This is a genomic window from Micromonospora sp. ATLC20, from assembly GCF_057196585.1.
Genome location: NZ_JBXUOV010000134.1, coordinates 1 through 15,399 on the forward strand (window position 1 = coordinate 1; position 15,399 = coordinate 15,399).

Sequence of the window (15,399 nt, forward strand, 5' to 3'; positions counted from 1 at the left end):
GTGCAGGGCGCGTACCAGCGCGGGCGAGCCGGCCGGGGGCGGCCCCTGCGCGTGCAGGGTGGCGAGTTCGCCGACGTCGACCCCGCCCGCGCGGCGCAGCGCGGCCACCCCGACCTGGCAGGCCAACAGCGCCCGGTCGGTCAGGTACGCCAGCTCGACCCGGTCGGGTGTCGCACCACGGGTACGGCGGCCGGTCAGTTCCCGTACCGCCACGGCGATCACGACGGCCACGGCGACCGCGCCGAGGTAGTCGAGGAGGAAGATCGGCCCGCTGACTCCCCAGAGCATGGCGGCAAGTATCTCAGGAGCCGTGGCGTACCTCGGTGTCCCAGATCTGCGACCACGGACGCCGCAGGCCCCGGGCGAGGAAGATCGGCTCGCCGTTCTCGTCGTTGTCGACGTCGACCCGCTGGTCGACCCGGGCCGCCTCGGTGAGCTCGGTGAACCAGGCACGCAGCGGCTCCGGCCGGGACCAGCCGACGACGATCACCACGTCGGCGTCGTCGGGCGGCCGGCCGAACGTGGCCATGCTGTTGTGCCCGGAGTACGCGCGGGGCAGTCCCCGGGCCGGACCGTACCGGGCCAGTGCGCCGGCCTCGCCGTAGTTGCCGGTCAGCACCACCGCCCGGTCGCGCTCGGCCGGCGGCAGCGCGCGGTGCACGGCGGCCACCGAGTCGGCGAACTCGGGCCAGCCGATGGTCTCGCCCGCGTCGTAGTTGGCCGCGACCACGAACCCGGGCAGCCGGTCGGCCGGCAGCGTGGGCAGCAGCAGCACCGCGCTGCTCGCGGCCATCAGCACGGCGGCGGTGACCAGCAACGCCTGCCGGACCCGGGGCGCGCCCCGGCGCGCCCACGCGACGACCGGCACCACCCCGGCGGCGGTGAGCACCAGCAGCAACGGCGCGTCGTAGTAGCCCTTGCCACCGGCCACCACCACGATCGCGACCACCACCAGCCACGCCCAGGCAACCGACCGGTACGCCGCCCAGGCCGGCCGGCGCAGCAGCGCCACCAGCCCGGCGACCCACACCGGGACCGCGAACGGGCTGATGATCAGGAACTGGAGCACCACCGCGTCGATCCGGCCGCTGTAGGAGCTGTCCCCGTCGGCGATCGACGCGGCGACGTCGAGCTGCGGGAAGCCGTGCGCGGCCTGCCACGCCGCGTACGGCACGGCGAGGAGCGCGGCGAGTCCCGCGCCGGCGAGCACCCACCGGTCCGGCAGCAGCCGGCGCGGCCCGGCGATCAGCAGACCGGCGGCCAGGCCGACGCCGAGCAGCGCGGGCAGCGGCTTGTTGAGCAGGCCGATGCCGAGCGCGAGCCCGGCGCCGAGCGCCCACCGGGTGTCGCCGGTGCGCAGCATCCGCACCATGCACAGCGCGGCTACCAGCCACACCAGCAGGTCGACGCTCGTGGTGCTGAGCAGATGGCCGCCGGCCAGCACGATGCCCGAGGCGGCGGCGAGCACCGCCGCGGCCGTCTGGGCGACGCGGCCGGCGCCGAACTGCCGGGCGATCGCGGCGACCAGGACCACCGCTGCGCCGCCGATGAACGCCGACGGGGTGCGCAGCACCACCAGGTTGCCCGGCGCGATCGTGTCGGCCAGCCGGGCCAGCGCCGGCACGAGGGGCCCCTGGTCGACGTAGCCCCAGTCGAGGTGCCGGCCGCACAGCAGGAAGTACAGCTCGTCGCGGTGGTAGCCGTAGCGGCCGGCCAGCGACAGCAGCACGGCGGTGAGGACCGCGCCCACCACCAGGGGCGCGGCGGTACGTGGACCGGCGGGCGGCGGGCCACCGGGTGCGGCGGCCTCGCTCCGATCGATGTCGGCGACTGATTCGGCCACCCGTCCATGATGGCCCCGGCGAGCGGTCCGCCGATGCCCCGCCGCCCTCGGCCGGGTGGGCGGAAACCGGTGGCCGGACGACCGGGGCGGCGGCTAGCGTGCGCGCCGATGCTGATTCGTGACTACACCGACGCCGACTGGGCCCAGGTCCGGCCGATCCTCACCGACGTCATCACCGCCAGTGACACGTTCTCGTACGACCCGGACTGGCCGCCGGAGGCGGTGCGCGAGGTGTGGGTGGAGCGCCCGCCGGGGCGTACCTCGGTCGCGGTGGACCGCGACGGCGCGGTGCGCGGCACCGCGAAGATGGGCCCGAACCGGCCCGGGCCGGGGTCGCACGTGGCGACGGCGAGTTTCATGGTCGCGGCCCACGCCCGCGGCCGGGGTGTGGGCCGGGCTCTGTGCGAGGAGGCGCTGGACTGGGCCCGGCGGCGGGGTTTCGCCGCGATGCAGTTCAACGCCGTGGTGGAGACCAACACGGCGGCCGTGGAGCTGTACCGGCGGCTCGGCTTCACGGTGGTCGGCACCGTGCCGGAGGCGTTCGCGCACCCGACGCTGGGCCGGGTCGGGCTGCACGTGATGCACCGGCGGCTGTGAGCGCGGCGGCCGGAAAACGCCTGGCCGGATCCGGCGGGTTGCTGACAGGCTGCCCGCCATGACCGCTCAAGCCCTCGCCGGGGCGCTCGCCGACGAGCGCCGCCGGACCGTGTTCGCCGCGATCGTGCTCGGCGCCCGGGACGTGCCGGCCGTGGTGGCGAGTACCGGCCTGCCCGCCCGCGACGCCGCAGTGGCCGTCCGCCGTCTCATCGACGCCGGGGTGCTCGCCGACGACGGGGACGGGCTGCGGGTCGACGCCGAACGGCTGCGCGAGTTCGCGCGGGCCGGTGCGGCGTCCCCGGCCGGGCCGGCCGCGAACCCGCGCGAGACGATCCTGCGCACGTTCCTGCGTGATGGCGCACTGACCCGGCTGCCCGCGCAGCGGGGGCGCCGCCGGGTGCTGCTGGAGCACATCACCGAACACACCTTCGAGCCCGGACGGCGTTATCCGGAACGGGAGGTGGACGACGCGTTGCGCCGGTGGTGCGAGGGTGGCGAGGCCGACCACGTGACGCTGCGCCGCTACCTGATCGACGACATGCTGCTCACCCGCGAGCAGGGCGTCTACTGGCGGACCGGCCCGTGACCGGCTGGAGCACGCACGTCGTGCACCCGGACGAGCCGGACGCGGCGCTGCTGCTGCGCGAGTACACGGCGGAGATGGTGCGCCGCTGGTACGGCCGCCCGGAGCGGCCCGGTGAGGTGGACGCCGCGCTGGCCGAGGACCCGAGCGACGACCTGACCCCGCCGACCGGACTGCTGGTGCTGGCCCGCCGCGACGGGCGGCTCGCCGGGTGCGCCGGGCTGAGGTGGCAGCCGGGCTGGGCCGAGCTGACCCGGGTGTACGTGCGCCCCGAGCACCGGGGCACCGGGGGCGGGGCGGCGCTGATCGCCGCGATCGAGGCGTACGCGACCGCCGGCGGGGCGACGCGGATCCGGCTGGACACCCGCTCGGACCTGGTCGAGGCGCGGGCCCTGTACGCCCGCCACGGCTACCGGGAGATCCCCGCCTTCACCAGTGGCCCGTACGCGCAGCACTGGTTCGAGAAGACGCTTGCGGGACGAGTTGACGAGGCGGCGCAGGCGCGCTAAAACAGAACCAGGAACTTGAGTCACACAGACTCAACTTGAGACCTTGGGCCAGGAGAACCGAGGAGGCAAGAGCCATGTTGATGCGTACCGACCCGTTCCGCGAGATCGACCGGATCGCCGAGCAGTTCTTCGGCACCACCGCCCGGCCCGCCGTGATGCACCTCGACGCGTACCGCGACGGTGACCACTTCTACGCGGCGTTCGACCTGCCCGGTGTGGACCCGGACAGCATCGACTGCACCGTCGAGCGCAACGTGCTGACCGTCCGCGCCGAGCGCCGCCGTCCCACCGGCGAGAACGTCGAGCTGGTCGCCGCCGAGCGTCCGATGGGCACGTTCACCCGGCAGCTGTTCCTGGGCGACACGCTCGACACCGACCGGCTGGAGGCCGGCTACGACAACGGGGTGCTGACGCTGCGCATCCCGATCGCCGAGCGCGCCAAGCCACGCCGGATCACGGTGAGCACGCCCGCCGAGAGCAATGGCCGGCGTCAGCTCACCACCGTCTGAGGACGTCACGCCGACGCGGGGGAGGCCGGAGCGCCGGCCGACCCCGCGTCGCCGTAGAGCCGGGCCAACGCATGCGCGGTGGCGATGAACCGTTCGCGCAGGTCGGCCGGGGTCAGCACCTCGACCTCCGCGCCGAGCTTCAGCAATTCGGCGTGGGCGTGCCGGACCGACTCGATCGGCACCGTGGTCTCCAGCCATCCGTCCGGGCCGGGCTCACCGGCCGCGGCCCGGGCGGCGCGGCTCATCTCCGGCGGGAACACGTACGGCATGAACTCCAGCGCCGCCACGGTGAGCCGGATACGGGCCTGGTCGCGGTATACGTCGCGTTCGTAGCGGGCGGTCCACTCCCGCCAGTACGCGGCCAGGTCGAAGTCGTCGGACCGCGCGTACGGCTCGTCGGTGACCTCGACGTCGAGCACCGCACCGACCCGGTAGGTGCGTACCTGTTCCTCGCAGCGGCCCACCAGATACCAGCGGCCCGCCTTGAGCACCACGCCCAGCGGGGCGACGAGCCGGGTCACCTCCCGCGGCGCGCGCCAGCGCCGGTAGCGCAGCCGCACGAGCCGGTCCCGCCAGACCGCGCCGGCCAGCGCCTCCAGGTGCGGGGTGGCTTCGGGGTGCCGGAACCAGCCGGGCGCGTCCAGATGGAATCGTTGCCGGATCCGGCCGCTGCGGTCGGCCAGCTCACCGGGGAGCGCAGCGCGCACCTTCAACTCGGCGGCGGCCACCACCGACGCCAGTCCCAGTTCGGCGGCCGGGCCGGGCAGACCGGCGAGGAACAGCGCCTCGACCTCCGGGCCGGTCATCCCGGTGAGCCGGGTCCGGTAGCCCTCCAGCAGTCGGTATCCGCCGGCCGGCCCCCGATCGGCGTACACCGGCACACCGGCGGCGCCGAGCGACTCGACGTCGCGGTAGACGGTTCGCACCGACACCTCCAGGGCGTCGGCGAGTTCCGGGGCTGTCATCCGCCCCCGGGTCTGCAGGAGTAGCAGCAGGGAGACCAGCCGGCTGGCACGCACCCGGTGACGGTAACCCGGCCCGGGCGGCCGGGAACGGGCGCGCCTCGTCGCCAAACCCTCCACTTACTGAGAACCTTTCTCACATGCTTCGCCCCGAGGTGCTGCCCCGCGCCCGCCCCGCCGCCCTGCCCGCCGGCCCGGCCGACGTCACCGAGGCGTGGCTGCGCAACCGGCGGCTGTCCGAGCACACCCGCGACGCGTACCGCCGCGACGTCACCGGCTGGCTGACCTGGTGCGCCGAACACGCCGTCGATCCGTTGCGGGCCACCTTCCTCGACGTCAACACCTACGGTCGCGAACTGGAGTCGACACCCCGCGGCCGGGCCGGCCGCCCGCTCACCCCGGCCACCGTCGCGCGCCGGCTGTCCGCGCTGTCGAGCTGGTACGACTTCCTGGTCAAGCTGGGCGCGGTGCCGGCCAACCCGGTGTCGGCGGCGGATCGTCCGCGCGTGGACCGGGACCACTCCGCCACCGTCGGCCTGACCCCCGAGGAGGTCGACGCGCTGATCGCCGCCGCCGAGACCGACACCGGCCCGGCCGCCGCCCGGAACCGGGCCGCCGTCGCGCTGCTGGCCGACCTGGGGCTGCGGGTGGGGGAGTTGGTCGCGCTGGACGTGTCCGACCTGGGCACTGAGCGCGGTCACCGCAGCGTCCGCTTCGTCGGCAAGGGCGGCAAGGTACGCCGGCGCGCGCTCACCCCCGGCACCGCGTACGCGGTCGACGCCTACCTGGCCGTGCGGGCCGCCGCGCAGGGTGTCCCGGTGCCGGAGCTGACCGGTCCGCTGCTGGTCACCGCCACCGGCGGCCGGTTGGACCGGCACGCCGTGTTCCGGCTGGTGCGCCGCCTCGCACAACGTGCCGGGATCGCCGCGTGGGCGAAGCTGTCGCCGCACTCGCTGCGCCACGCGTTCGCCACCACGGCCCGCTCCGAGGGGGTGCCTCTGGAGGACGTGCAGGACGCGATGGGGCACGCGGATCCGCGTACCACCCGCCGCTACGACCGGGACCGGCACAACCTGGACCGCGACCCGGCGTACACCATCTGGGCGGCCCGGGCGCGCCGTCGCGGCTGAGCCGTCGTATCCGCCCGGCCGCGATGCGGGCCGCGGTGCTCCGCGGCCCGCTGCGCTGACCGGTCAGCCCTGCGGGCGGGGGCAGAGGCAGAACGGCTGGCCAATCGGGTCGAGCAGCACGGTCCACCGCTCACCGCCGGGCTGGAACCCGGGCCGGGTCGCGCCGGCCGCCACCAGGTCCTTCTCCGCGACCGTCACGTCGTCGACATAGAGGTCGAGGTGGTAGCGCTTGCCGCCGCTCTCGTCCGGCCAGGCCGGCGGCGCGTAGCCGGGCACCAGGCCGAAGCCGATCGACGTGCCGTCCTTGACGATCATCGCGTACTCGGCCTGACTGTGGGTGATCTCCCAACCGAGCGCGTGGGCGTAGAAGGCCGCGTGTGCGGCGGGGTCGGAGCTGTCCAGGTTGATCATGGCGATGTCTGCGTGAGTGGTCATACCGGGAGTCTGCCGCTCGTACCTGCCACCTGTTGTCAGGTACGAGCGCGAGGCCGGCCCGGCCGGAGCACCGCAAGTGCCTGCGCGCCGCTGCCCGGTTGCCTACCGTCGTCGGTGATGGGCAGGCAACGGGAGTGGCAGCACCCGGCCCGGCGTCGCCGGCCGCTACGCGCGGGCGTGCTGATCGCCGGTCTCGGCGTGGGCACCTGCCTGATCGGGGTGGCCGGTCTGGCGGCGTGGAACGCGCAGGTGGTGCTCCAGGCCGACGGGCCGGTACGGGAGACCGCCGACGGGTTCTTCCGCGACGTCGCGTCCGGGGACACCGACGCGGCGTACGAGCGGCTGTGCGCCGAGGCCCGGGGCAAGTGGAGCAAGTCGGGCTTCGGCAGTTGGGTCCGTACGCCACCGCAGGTCAGCGGCTACGAGATCGTCGACGTGTCGGTGGCGACCCGGTCCGGCAAACCGACGGGGACGGTGATCGTGCGGATCAACCGCGACGGGGGTGGCAGCGAGGAGCGGGAGCTGCCCGTGGTGCCGGAGGGCGGCGGCTGGCGGGTGTGCGGAGACCCGTTCTGACGCTCAGCCGCGCGGGCCGAGGTCGCCGGAGCGGTAGTGGCGCCGGCACAGCACCTGGTAGCGCACGTCGGCGGTGTCGACGGTGTCGCCGATGACGACCTGCGCGCCCTCGCGCACCACCCGGCCGTCCACCACGCGGGCGTTGAGCAGCCCTTCCCGGCCGCACCAGCAGAGCACCTCGACCTGGATGCGGGCCACCTCGTCGGCCAGCTCGAACAGCCGCTGCGCGGCCGGGAACAGACAGGAGCGGAAGTCGGTGGCCAGGCCGAAGGCGTAGACGTCGACGTCGAACCGGTCGACCAGCTCGGCCATCTGCTCGATGTGTTCGAGGTTGTAGAACGAGGCCTCGTCGCAGATCAGGTAGTCCACGCGTACCCCCTCGGCCCATGCGTCGCGGACCAGGGCGCGCAGGTCGAGGTCGTCGGTGACCTCGACGGCCTCGTGGGCCAGGCCGATGCGGGTGGTGACCTGCGGGCCCAGCGAGCGGTCGATGCGGGTGGTGACCAGGCCGCGGCGGCCCTGCCGGGCGTGGTTGTGGTTCATCTGCAGCGCCATGGTGGACTTGCCGCAGTCCATCGGCCCCCAGAAGAACTTCAGCGCGGCGGCGTGCAGCGGCCGGCCGTCGACGCCGCGGGCGGCGGCGCAGCCGGCGGCCCGGTCGTCGCCGGGCCCCGGCAGGGGGCGGGCCAGGCAGGTCTGGGCGGCGTCGTCGGTCACGTCGGGGCAGCCTAGTCCATCGACGCCGCCCGATCAGGCCCCCGATGATCCACGGGGGCGCAGCGGGTCAGAGCACCCGGGGCGGGGTGTTCCCGGCGGCGATGATGGCCCGGCGCATCGGCACGGCGGCCAGCAGCGCGAAGCCCACCACGAAGAAGATCAGCAGCGACACCAGACCCACCCGGTACGACGAGGTCAGCTGGAAGACCAGGCCGAACGCCAGCGGGCCGAGCCAGCTGGTGCCCTTGTCGCTGATCTCGTAGAAGCCGTAGTACTCGCCCTCCTTGCCGGCCGGGATGAGCTGGCTGAACAGCGAGCGGCTCAGGGCCTGGCTGCCGCCCAGCACCAGGCCGATGCAGCCGCCGAGGATCATGAACGGCACCGGTGCCTCGGCGGGCAGCCGGAACGCGGCGATGATCACACCGGTCCAGAGCACCAGCGACAGCAGGACGGTCTTCCACGCGCCGATGCGCTTGGCGAGCGCGCCGAGGGCGAGCGCGCCGCCGAAGGCGAGGAACTGCACCAGCAGGATGGTCACGATCAGCGTGCTCTGGTCCAGCCGCAGTTCCTCGGTGCCGTACTGGCTGGCGAGGGTGATGACGGTCTGGATGCCGTCGTTGAAGACCAGGAACGCGAGCAGGAAGAACAGCGTCAGCGGGTACGTCTTGAGTTCCCGCAGGGTACGCCCGAGCTGCCGGAACCCGTCGGTGAGCACGTTGCCGCCCGCCTGCAGGGCGGCGGCGGTGGGGTGTTCGCGCAGCCAGCGCAGCGGGACCAGGGTGAACGCGGCCCACCACACGCCCGCGGACACGATCGACCAGCGGGCCAGGTCCAGCGTGCGCTGGGCGTTGCCCTCCTCGCTGAGCATGGTCACCGCGACCAGGTTCAGCGCGAGCAGCAGGCCGCCGCCGAGGTAGCCGATGGCCCAGCCGCGGCTGGAGATGCCGTCACGCTCGTCCGGGCCGCCCAGTTGCGGCAGGAACGAGTTGTAGACGACCACGGCGGCGCCGAAGGAGATGTTCGCGACGAGGAACAGCGCGCCGCCGAGCAGGTAGCGCTCGCCGGTGACGAACGCGAACGCGATGGTCGCGCCGGCGCCGGTGAACGCCGCGGCGGCGAGCAGCCGCTTCTTGTGCGCCGACCGGTCGGCGATCGCGCCGATCACCGGCAGCACGAACACGGTGAGGAAGACCGACAGCGAGATCAGGTACGGATAGAACGATCCGGCGGCGACCTTGATGCCCAGCGGGTACACCGCGCCGTCGCAGCTGTCCGCGCCCAGTTCGCACCCGGCGGCGAGTTCGGTGACTGTGGTCAGGAACGGCCCGAGGAAGACCGTGATGACTGTGGTCTGGAACGCCGAGTTCGCCCAGTCGTAGAAGTACCAGCCGGTGCGCTCGCGGCGGGTGCTGCCCGGTCCGGCGGGGTCGGCGACGGCGGGGGTGACCGTATCGGCCATCGGGGGTCGTCCTCGGGGGCTCAGGCGGCCCAGTGGCCGCGACTGCGATAGACGTCACGGAGCACGCTGACGTGATCGGTCATGATGCCATCCACACCAAGATCAAGTAAGTGGTGCATCTGGGCGGGATCGTCGATCGTCCAGACGTGCACCTGCAACCCGATCCGGTGGCAGTACGCGAGGAACCGCCGGTCCACCACCGGCACCCGGCCGAAGGAGACCGGCACCTGCGCGGCGACCACGGAAGGGGGCAGCCGCAGCGGCCGTCCGTGCAGCGAGGCCAGCCGCAGCCGGGCCACACCGCGCATGCCGAGGCTCGTGGCGGCCTTCGGCCCGGCCAGCGACCGCAGCCGGGCCAGCCGGGCGTCGCTGAAGGAGGCGAGCAGCACCCGCTCGCCGGCGCCGGCCCGGGTGACCGTGGCGACTGTGGGTTCCACGCCGCCGTCGGACTTCACGTCGATGTTGAACCGCACCTGCGGCCAGGCGCCGAGCACCTCGTCCAGGCGGGGGACCAGCGCGGCGCCGCCGACGCGCACCGAGGACAGGTCGGCCCAGCGCAGGTCCGCGATCCGGCCCGGCTTCCCGGTGACGCGGCGCAGCGTCGGATCGTGGAAGACCACGGGTACGCCGTCGGCGGTGGCGTGCACGTCGGTCTCCACGTACCGGTAGCCCAGGGCGACGGCACGGGCGAACGCGGCGGCGGTATTCTCGTCGCCGTCGGCCGCGCCGCCGCGGTGGGCGAACGCCAGCGGCGCGGGCGCGTCGAGGTAGCCGTGACGGGGCTGCACGCGGGCAGTATGCCCGGCCCGGGCGGCGCGCACATGACCAGGCGGTGAAATTACCTATCGTTCCCTATCATCGCTAGGATAGGGTGCGATGAGTAACGACATGTATTCGGTGGAGCAGGTTGCTGACCTGCTCGGCCTGCACGTGCGCACGGTGCGCGGCTACATCCGCTCGGGCCGGCTGCGGGCCACGCGGATCGGCAAGCAGTACCGGATCGCCCGCGCGGACCTGGACGCGCTGACCGGCCGGCCCACCGCGGCCGCCTCGGCGCCGGGGGCGGAGGTGTCCAGCGTCGTGCGCCTCGACGGCGTCGACCGGGCCGCCGTCGACCGGCTCGCCACGCTGGTGCTGGCGGGCGTGAACACCCACCACGACCCGGACCGCCCGCTGCGCGTGCAGACGGTCCACGACGAGGAGCGGCACCGCATGACCATCGTGATCCTGGGCGATCTCACCGCCACCGCCGACCTGCTGCGCCTGCTCGACGGCGTGCTCGACGGCGGCAACGGCCTGCTCGACGGCGGGGAGCGCGGCCGTGACTGACCAGCTGCAGGAGCGCGCCGGCGTGCCGGTGCTGGTCTGCGACCCGGACGGCCCGCCGATCGCCACCGAGCGCGACGCGCTGGACCTGATCGGCGCGGCGTTCCTCGGCGCGACTGTGGTGGCGGTGCCGGCCGAGCGGCTCGACCCCGGCTTCTTCACGCTCGGCACCCGCTTCGCCGGTGAGGTGATGCAGAAGTTCGTCAACTACCGGCTGCGCCTGGCGATCGTCGGTGACATCTCCGCACATCTGGAGCGCAGCGGCGCGCTGCGCGCGCTGGTGGCCGAGTCGAACCGGCACGACCAGGTGTGGTTCGTGCCCGACCTGACCGCCCTCGACGCCCGCCTGCGCACCACCCCCTGACCCACCCTGCCCGCCCCCGCCTCGCTGATCTTGCACTTGCGGCCCTCGTCGAGGGCGGTTGGCCGGATTTGCCGGGGCACCAACTGCAAGATCGACGGCGGCGGGGACGCGGCCAGCCGGAGTGGGTAGGGGGCGTCGGGTCAGCCGGGCTGGCTGCTGGGGCCGGTGGCCGCGTTGCGGGTTCCGGGGGGCGGGTAGGGGCTCTCGGCGAGCAGCCGGGCCAGGTGGGCGCTGTTGAGCGCCAGCGCGGCGGTGGTACGGCCGGTCGTGTCGGGTTTGGGGCGGGCGTCGACGTAGTCGGTCTTGTGCAGCGCCTCGCCGACCCAGTAGGTGGCCCCGGCGGCCGGGCAGGTGAACCCCACCTCGTTGAGGGCCTGCTGCACCTCTGCGATGGTGTGGTGCGCGCCGTCCTCGTTGCCGACCACCGCCACCCCGCCGACCTTGCCGTAGGTGCGCAGGCGGCCCTGGTCGTCGGTCTCGGACAGCTCGGCGTCCAGCCGTTCGAGGACCATCTTGGTCACCGACGAGGGCTGACCGAGCCAGATCGGCGTGGCGATGATCAGGATCTGGGCGGCGAGCAGCTTGGCGCGGATCGCGGGCCAGCCGTCGCCGTCACCCTCGTCGACGGAGACCCCGAACCGCACGTCGTGGTCGACCACCCGGACGATCTCGCCGTCGACGCCCTGCTCGGCCAGCGCGTCGAGCACCTCCTGACCGAGTACCTGCGCACTGGACGTCGCCGGGGAGCGCTTCAGCGTGCAGTTGAGAACGAGTGCTCGGACAGCGGTCATGACGAGGTCCTCTCCGCCTGAAGGGGGCGCGGGGACGTGATACCCGCCAGCGGGGCCGGGATGCGTCAGCCGGCGTGGCGGCGGTGGTGGGCGCGGGCGGTGTCGACCGGCCGGCCCGGGTCGACGTGGCGCGGCAGGTCCGGCTCGTCGGGGCGCAGCGGCACCAGGTCGTCGGTGATCGCGTCGATGATCCGGTCGGTGGCCTGCCGGGCCGCGCCGGGGGAGCCCGGCCGCAGGTCGTCCAGCGGCACCGGCGCGCCGAAGTGCACCCGGATGGCGGGCCGGCGCACGATCGCCCGGGCCGTCGCGCGCAGCATCCCCTTGGGCGCCCGGTAGGGCAGCACCTCGTGCGAGCCCCACTGGGCCACCGGTACGACGGCGGCGCCGCTGGCGAACGCGAGCCGGGCGGTGCCGGTCTTGCCCCGCTCGGGCCACATGCCGGGGTCGAGCCCGATGCGTCCCTCCGGGTAGACCAGTACCACCGAGCCGCCGGCCACCGCGTGGGCGGCGGCCTCCAGGGAGCGGTGCACCGCGGCGGTGCCCCGGTCGACGCGGATGTGCCCGGCGTGACGCATCAGCGAGCCGATCAGCGGGGCGCGGAACAGCCCGCCGGTGGCCATGATCCGGGGCGCGACGCGCCGGACCCGGCAGGCGGCGGCGAGCACCACCGGGTCGAACGGGCTGATGTGGTTGGCGGCCAGGACCAGCGGGCCGTGGCGCAGCGCGTCGGGCACGTCGCCGGTGACCTCCAGCCGGCCGACCAGCCCGACGACCGCGCGGGCGAGCGTCTGCGCGCCCCGCCACAGCAGCGGCGCGCGCCAGGGGGTGCTGTTCATCAGTGCTGGATGGTCGCACGTGCGAGCACGGCGGGGGGAGCCGGTGGGGGTCCTCCGGCAAGGGTGATCCCGGGACCGCAGGTCCTCCGGCAAGGGTGATCAGGGTCATTGGTCCCGGGCCGGGTGGGGCCCTGCGGCCCTGCTGCTTTCGCTACGACGCCGAGTAGTATCTACTACGTCTCGTAGTATGCACAGCTGGGGGTTTTCTGGTGGACGCGTTGGACGTCGCCCGCTGGCAGTTCGGTGTCACCACCGTCTACCACTTCTTGTTCGTGCCGTTGACCATCGGCCTGTCCGTGCTGGTGGCGATCCTCCAGACCATGTGGCACCGCACCGGCAACGAGCGGTACCTCAAACTCACCAAGTTCTACGGCAAGCTCTTTCTGATCAACTTCGCGATGGGTGTGGTCACCGGCATCGTGCAGGAGTTCCAGTTCGGCATGAACTGGAGCGACTACTCCCGCTTCGTCGGTGACATCTTCGGGGCGCCGCTGGCCATCGAGGCCCTGGTGGCGTTCTTCCTGGAGTCCACGTTCATCGGCCTGTGGATCTTCGGCTGGGACCGGCTGCCCAAGCGCCTGCACCTGGCCTCGATCTGGGCCGCCGCGATCGGCACCAACCTGTCGGCGTACTTCATCCTCGCCGCGAACTCGTTCATGCAGAACCCGGTCGGCTTCCGGATCAACCCGGAGAGCGGCCGCGCCGAGCTGACCGATTTCGTCGCCGTGCTCACCAACAAGGTCGCCCTGGTGACCTTCCCGCACACCCTGGCCGGCGCGTTCCTGGTCGCCGGGTCGCTGATGGTGACCGTGGGCCTGTGGCACGTGATGCGCAACCGCGACAGCGCCGACACCGGCGCGTACCGCTTCGCCACCAAGCTCGGCTCCTGGACGGTCCTGGTCTCCTCGGCGCTGGTGATCCTCACCGGCGACATCCAGGGCAAGATCATGACCGAGGTGCAGCCGATGAAGATGGCGGCCGCGGAGGGCCTCTACACCACCGAGAGCCCCGCCTCGTTCTCCGTGCTCACCGTCGGCAGCCTGGACGGCAGCCGCGAGCTGTTCGCCGTCAAGATCCCGTACCTGCTGTCGTTCCTCGGCACCGGCGACCCCAACGGCACCGTGCAGGGCATCAACGACCTGCAGGCCCAGTACGCCAGCCAGTACGGCCCCGGCAACTACGCCCCGATCATCCCGGTCACCTACTGGAGCTTCCGGTTCATGATCGCCTTCGGGCTGGCCGCCGCCGCGATCGCGCTGCTGGTGCTGTGGAGCCAGCGCAAGGGCCGCACCCCCACCAGCAAGTGGCTGCTGCGCGCCGGCCTGGTCATGCCCGTGCTGCCACTGCTGGCCAACTCCTTCGGCTGGATCTTCACCGAGATGGGCCGTCAGCCGTGGATCGTCTTCGGCGAGATGCTCACCCGTGACGGTGTGTCCCGCAGCGTCTCCCTGACCGAGGTGCTCACCTCGTTCACCGCGTTCACCCTCATCTACGCCGTCCTCGCGGTGGTCGAGTTCAAACTGCTGGTCCGCTACGCCCGCGCCGGCGTACCGGACGTCACCCCGCAGACCGACGACGACGACACCGACGACGCCGAGCGCCCGCTGGCGTTCGCCTACTGACACCCCGGAGCCCAACCGTGGAACTGACGACCGTCTGGTTTCTCCTCGTAGCGGTGCTCTTCACCGGCTACTTCATCCTCGAAGGCTTCGACTTCGGCGTCGGGATGCTGCTGCCGGTGCTCGGCCGCGACGACAGGCAGCGCCGCGTCCTGATCAACACCATCGGCCCGGTCTGGGACGGCAACGAGGTGTGGCTGATCACCGCCGGCGGCGCCATGTTCGCCGCCTTCCCCGAGTGGTACGCCACCCTGTTCTCCGGGTTCTACCTGCCGCTGCTGCTGATCCTGCTGGCCCTGATCGCCCGCGGTGTCGCCTTCGAGTACCGCCACAAGCGGCCCGAGGCGTCCTGGAAGCGCCGCTGGGACCAGGCCATCTTCTGGGGCTCCGCGATCCCGGCGGTGCTGTGGGGCGTGGCGTTCGCGAACATCTTCCGCGGCGTGCCGCTGGACGCCGACCACGAGTACGTCGGCGGCCTGCTCGACCTGCTCAACCCGTACGCGCTGCTCGGCGGCCTGACCACGCTGGGGCTGTTCCTCACCCACGGCGCGGTGTTCCTGGCGCTCAAGACCACCGGTGACATCCGGGAGCGCGCCGGCGCCCTCGCCGTCAAGCTCGGTGTCGGCACCGCCGTGGCCGCCGTGGCGTTCCTGAGCTGGTCGCTGAGCATCCGCTCCAGCGCCGCCGCCGTCGTGCTCGCCGTCGGTGCCGCCCTCGCCCTGCTCGGCGGTCTGGCCGCGGCCAAGGTACGCCGGGAGGGCTGGGCGTTCACCGGTACGGCGGTGGCCATCGCCCTGGCCGTGGCGACGCTGTTCGCCGCGCTGTTCCCGAACGTCATGCCGTCCACCCTCGACGCGGCCGGCACGCTGACCGCCACCAACGCCGCGTCCACCCCGTACACCTTGAAGATCATGACCTGGGTCGCAGTGGTGTTCACGCCGATCGTGCTGGCGTACCAGGGTTGGACGTACTGGGTGTTCCGCCGCCGGATCGGGGTACAGAACATTCCGCAACACTGATCGACCTGTGGGCGCAGGGGCGGGGGGGGGGGGGGGGGGGGGGGGGGGGGGGGGGGGCGGGGGGGGGGGGGGGGGGGGGGGGGGGGGGGGGGGGGGGCGGGGGGGGCGCGGGGGGCCGGCGCGC

19 protein-coding genes are annotated in these 15,399 nt (G+C 73.2%); 10 read left to right on the top strand and 9 right to left on the bottom strand.

Going from position 1 to position 15,399, the window contains the following annotated elements; genetic code table 11:
* Both AC2CHG_RS22975 and AC2CHG_RS22980 read right to left on the bottom strand, forming a co-directional pair.
* Positions 1-288, bottom strand: a 288-nt coding sequence (locus AC2CHG_RS22975) for a TIGR04222 domain-containing membrane protein (RefSeq protein WP_484525544.1), incomplete at its 3' end; no start/stop codon positions are given.
* Between the two features lie 13 nt (positions 289-301).
* The gene (locus tag AC2CHG_RS22980) at positions 302-1,843 is read right to left on the bottom strand and encodes an ArnT family glycosyltransferase (RefSeq protein ID WP_484525545.1); all 1,542 of its coding nucleotides are present in this window, start codon (positions 1,841-1,843) and stop codon (positions 302-304) included.
* 108 nt (positions 1,844-1,951) lie between these two features.
* Between AC2CHG_RS22980 and AC2CHG_RS22985 the strand changes: the two genes are divergently transcribed.
* From AC2CHG_RS22985 to AC2CHG_RS23000, 4 genes are all read left to right on the top strand, one after another.
* Complete coding sequence (locus AC2CHG_RS22985; protein WP_357210638.1) at positions 1,952-2,440, top strand: GNAT family N-acetyltransferase; 489 nt, start codon at positions 1,952-1,954, stop codon at positions 2,438-2,440.
* Positions 2,441-2,498: 58 nt separating this feature from the next.
* On the top strand, positions 2,499-3,026 hold the full coding sequence (locus AC2CHG_RS22990; RefSeq protein WP_357210640.1) for a DUF2087 domain-containing protein: 528 nt from the start codon (positions 2,499-2,501) through the stop codon (positions 3,024-3,026).
* The gene (locus AC2CHG_RS22995) at positions 3,023-3,532 is read left to right on the top strand and encodes a GNAT family N-acetyltransferase (RefSeq protein WP_357210642.1); all 510 of its coding nucleotides are present in this window, start codon (positions 3,023-3,025) and stop codon (positions 3,530-3,532) included. The genes AC2CHG_RS22990 and AC2CHG_RS22995 overlap by 4 nt, the downstream gene beginning before the upstream one ends.
* Before the next feature lie 74 nt (positions 3,533-3,606).
* Positions 3,607-4,041: an Hsp20/alpha crystallin family protein gene (locus AC2CHG_RS23000; RefSeq protein WP_262016322.1), complete on the top strand. Its 435-nt coding sequence runs from the start codon at positions 3,607-3,609 to the stop codon at positions 4,039-4,041.
* A 5-nt stretch (positions 4,042-4,046) separates the two neighbouring features.
* Here AC2CHG_RS23000 and AC2CHG_RS23005 read toward each other — a convergent pair whose 3' ends face one another.
* Positions 4,047-5,060 (bottom strand): helix-turn-helix transcriptional regulator, encoded by a 1,014-nt coding sequence (locus AC2CHG_RS23005; RefSeq protein WP_194802551.1) that lies wholly within the window; start codon positions 5,058-5,060, stop codon positions 4,047-4,049.
* Positions 5,061-5,143: 83 nt separating this feature from the next.
* Here AC2CHG_RS23005 and AC2CHG_RS23010 point away from each other — a divergent pair, with 83 nt between their 5' ends.
* The gene (locus AC2CHG_RS23010) at positions 5,144-6,133 is read left to right on the top strand and encodes a tyrosine-type recombinase/integrase (RefSeq protein ID WP_262016323.1); all 990 of its coding nucleotides are present in this window, start codon (positions 5,144-5,146) and stop codon (positions 6,131-6,133) included.
* A gap of 63 nt (positions 6,134-6,196) precedes the next feature.
* On the opposite strand, the gene AC2CHG_RS23015 is transcribed toward AC2CHG_RS23010, so the two are convergent.
* Positions 6,197-6,568 carry a VOC family protein gene (locus AC2CHG_RS23015; RefSeq protein WP_194802554.1) on the bottom strand — a complete coding sequence of 124 codons (372 nt, stop codon included), beginning with the start codon at positions 6,566-6,568 and terminating at the stop codon, positions 6,197-6,199.
* Positions 6,569-6,685: 117 nt separating this feature from the next.
* Between AC2CHG_RS23015 and AC2CHG_RS23020 the strand changes: the two genes are divergently transcribed.
* Entirely contained in the window at positions 6,686-7,144 is a 459-nt protein-coding gene (locus AC2CHG_RS23020) for an Rv0361 family membrane protein (protein ID WP_194802555.1), read from the top strand.
* A 3-nt stretch (positions 7,145-7,147) separates the two neighbouring features.
* Here AC2CHG_RS23020 and AC2CHG_RS23025 read toward each other — a convergent pair whose 3' ends face one another.
* From AC2CHG_RS23025 to AC2CHG_RS23035, 3 genes are all read right to left on the bottom strand, one after another.
* Positions 7,148-7,834: a thymidine kinase gene (locus tag AC2CHG_RS23025; RefSeq protein WP_370585003.1), complete on the bottom strand. Its 687-nt coding sequence runs from the start codon at positions 7,832-7,834 to the stop codon at positions 7,148-7,150.
* A 94-nt stretch (positions 7,835-7,928) separates the two neighbouring features.
* Positions 7,929-9,320, bottom strand: coding sequence for an MFS transporter (locus AC2CHG_RS23030; protein ID WP_262016324.1), 1,392 nt, complete (start codon positions 9,318-9,320; stop codon positions 7,929-7,931).
* Positions 9,321-9,340: 20 nt separating this feature from the next.
* Entirely contained in the window at positions 9,341-10,108 is a 768-nt protein-coding gene (locus AC2CHG_RS23035; RefSeq protein WP_262016325.1) for a glycerophosphodiester phosphodiesterase family protein, read from the bottom strand.
* 88 nt (positions 10,109-10,196) lie between these two features.
* On the opposite strand from AC2CHG_RS23035, the gene AC2CHG_RS23040 reads away from it, so the two are divergent.
* Both AC2CHG_RS23040 and AC2CHG_RS23045 read left to right on the top strand, forming a co-directional pair.
* Entirely contained in the window at positions 10,197-10,649 is a 453-nt protein-coding gene (locus AC2CHG_RS23040; protein ID WP_484525546.1) for a helix-turn-helix domain-containing protein, read from the top strand.
* Positions 10,642-11,010 carry a DUF4180 domain-containing protein gene (locus AC2CHG_RS23045; protein WP_484525547.1) on the top strand — a complete coding sequence of 123 codons (369 nt, stop codon included), beginning with the start codon at positions 10,642-10,644 and terminating at the stop codon, positions 11,008-11,010. The genes AC2CHG_RS23040 and AC2CHG_RS23045 overlap by 8 nt, the downstream gene beginning before the upstream one ends.
* Positions 11,011-11,150: 140 nt before the next feature.
* On the opposite strand, the gene AC2CHG_RS23050 is transcribed toward AC2CHG_RS23045, so the two are convergent.
* Positions 11,151-11,801 carry a flavodoxin family protein gene (locus AC2CHG_RS23050; RefSeq protein ID WP_262015742.1) on the bottom strand — a complete coding sequence of 217 codons (651 nt, stop codon included), beginning with the start codon at positions 11,799-11,801 and terminating at the stop codon, positions 11,151-11,153.
* Between the two features lie 65 nt (positions 11,802-11,866).
* On the bottom strand, positions 11,867-12,637 hold the full coding sequence (locus AC2CHG_RS23055; RefSeq protein WP_262015743.1) for a lysophospholipid acyltransferase family protein: 771 nt from the start codon (positions 12,635-12,637) through the stop codon (positions 11,867-11,869).
* Between the two features lie 209 nt (positions 12,638-12,846).
* On the opposite strand from AC2CHG_RS23055, the gene AC2CHG_RS23060 reads away from it, so the two are divergent.
* A complete protein-coding gene (locus tag AC2CHG_RS23060) occupies positions 12,847-14,259 on the top strand; it encodes a cytochrome ubiquinol oxidase subunit I (protein WP_194803384.1) in 1,413 nt (470 codons plus the stop codon).
* Positions 14,260-14,276: 17 nt separating this feature from the next.
* The gene (gene cydB, locus AC2CHG_RS23065; RefSeq protein ID WP_013286337.1) at positions 14,277-15,275 is read left to right on the top strand and encodes a cytochrome d ubiquinol oxidase subunit II; all 999 of its coding nucleotides are present in this window, start codon (positions 14,277-14,279) and stop codon (positions 15,273-15,275) included.
* The last annotated feature ends 124 nt before the right edge of the window (positions 15,276-15,399 follow it).

Coding starts and splice junctions, on each gene's coding strand:
- AC2CHG_RS23055 (WP_262015743.1), bottom strand. CDS start 12,637: ATGAACAGCACCCCCTGGCGCGCGCCGCTGCTGTGGCGGGGCGCGCAG.
- AC2CHG_RS23050 (WP_262015742.1), bottom strand. CDS start 11,801: ATGACCGCTGTCCGAGCACTCGTTCTCAACTGCACGCTGAAGCGCTCC.
- AC2CHG_RS23030 (WP_262016324.1), bottom strand. CDS start 9,320: ATGGCCGATACGGTCACCCCCGCCGTCGCCGACCCCGCCGGACCGGGC.
- AC2CHG_RS23040 (WP_484525546.1), top strand. CDS start 10,197: ATGAGTAACGACATGTATTCGGTGGAGCAGGTTGCTGACCTGCTCGGC.
- AC2CHG_RS23015 (WP_194802554.1), bottom strand. CDS start 6,568: ATGACCACTCACGCAGACATCGCCATGATCAACCTGGACAGCTCCGAC.
- AC2CHG_RS23000 (WP_262016322.1), top strand. CDS start 3,607: ATGTTGATGCGTACCGACCCGTTCCGCGAGATCGACCGGATCGCCGAG.
- AC2CHG_RS23020 (WP_194802555.1), top strand. CDS start 6,686: ATGGGCAGGCAACGGGAGTGGCAGCACCCGGCCCGGCGTCGCCGGCCG.
- AC2CHG_RS22985 (WP_357210638.1), top strand. CDS start 1,952: ATGCTGATTCGTGACTACACCGACGCCGACTGGGCCCAGGTCCGGCCG.
- AC2CHG_RS23010 (WP_262016323.1), top strand. CDS start 5,144: ATGCTTCGCCCCGAGGTGCTGCCCCGCGCCCGCCCCGCCGCCCTGCCC.
- AC2CHG_RS22990 (WP_357210640.1), top strand. CDS start 2,499: ATGACCGCTCAAGCCCTCGCCGGGGCGCTCGCCGACGAGCGCCGCCGG.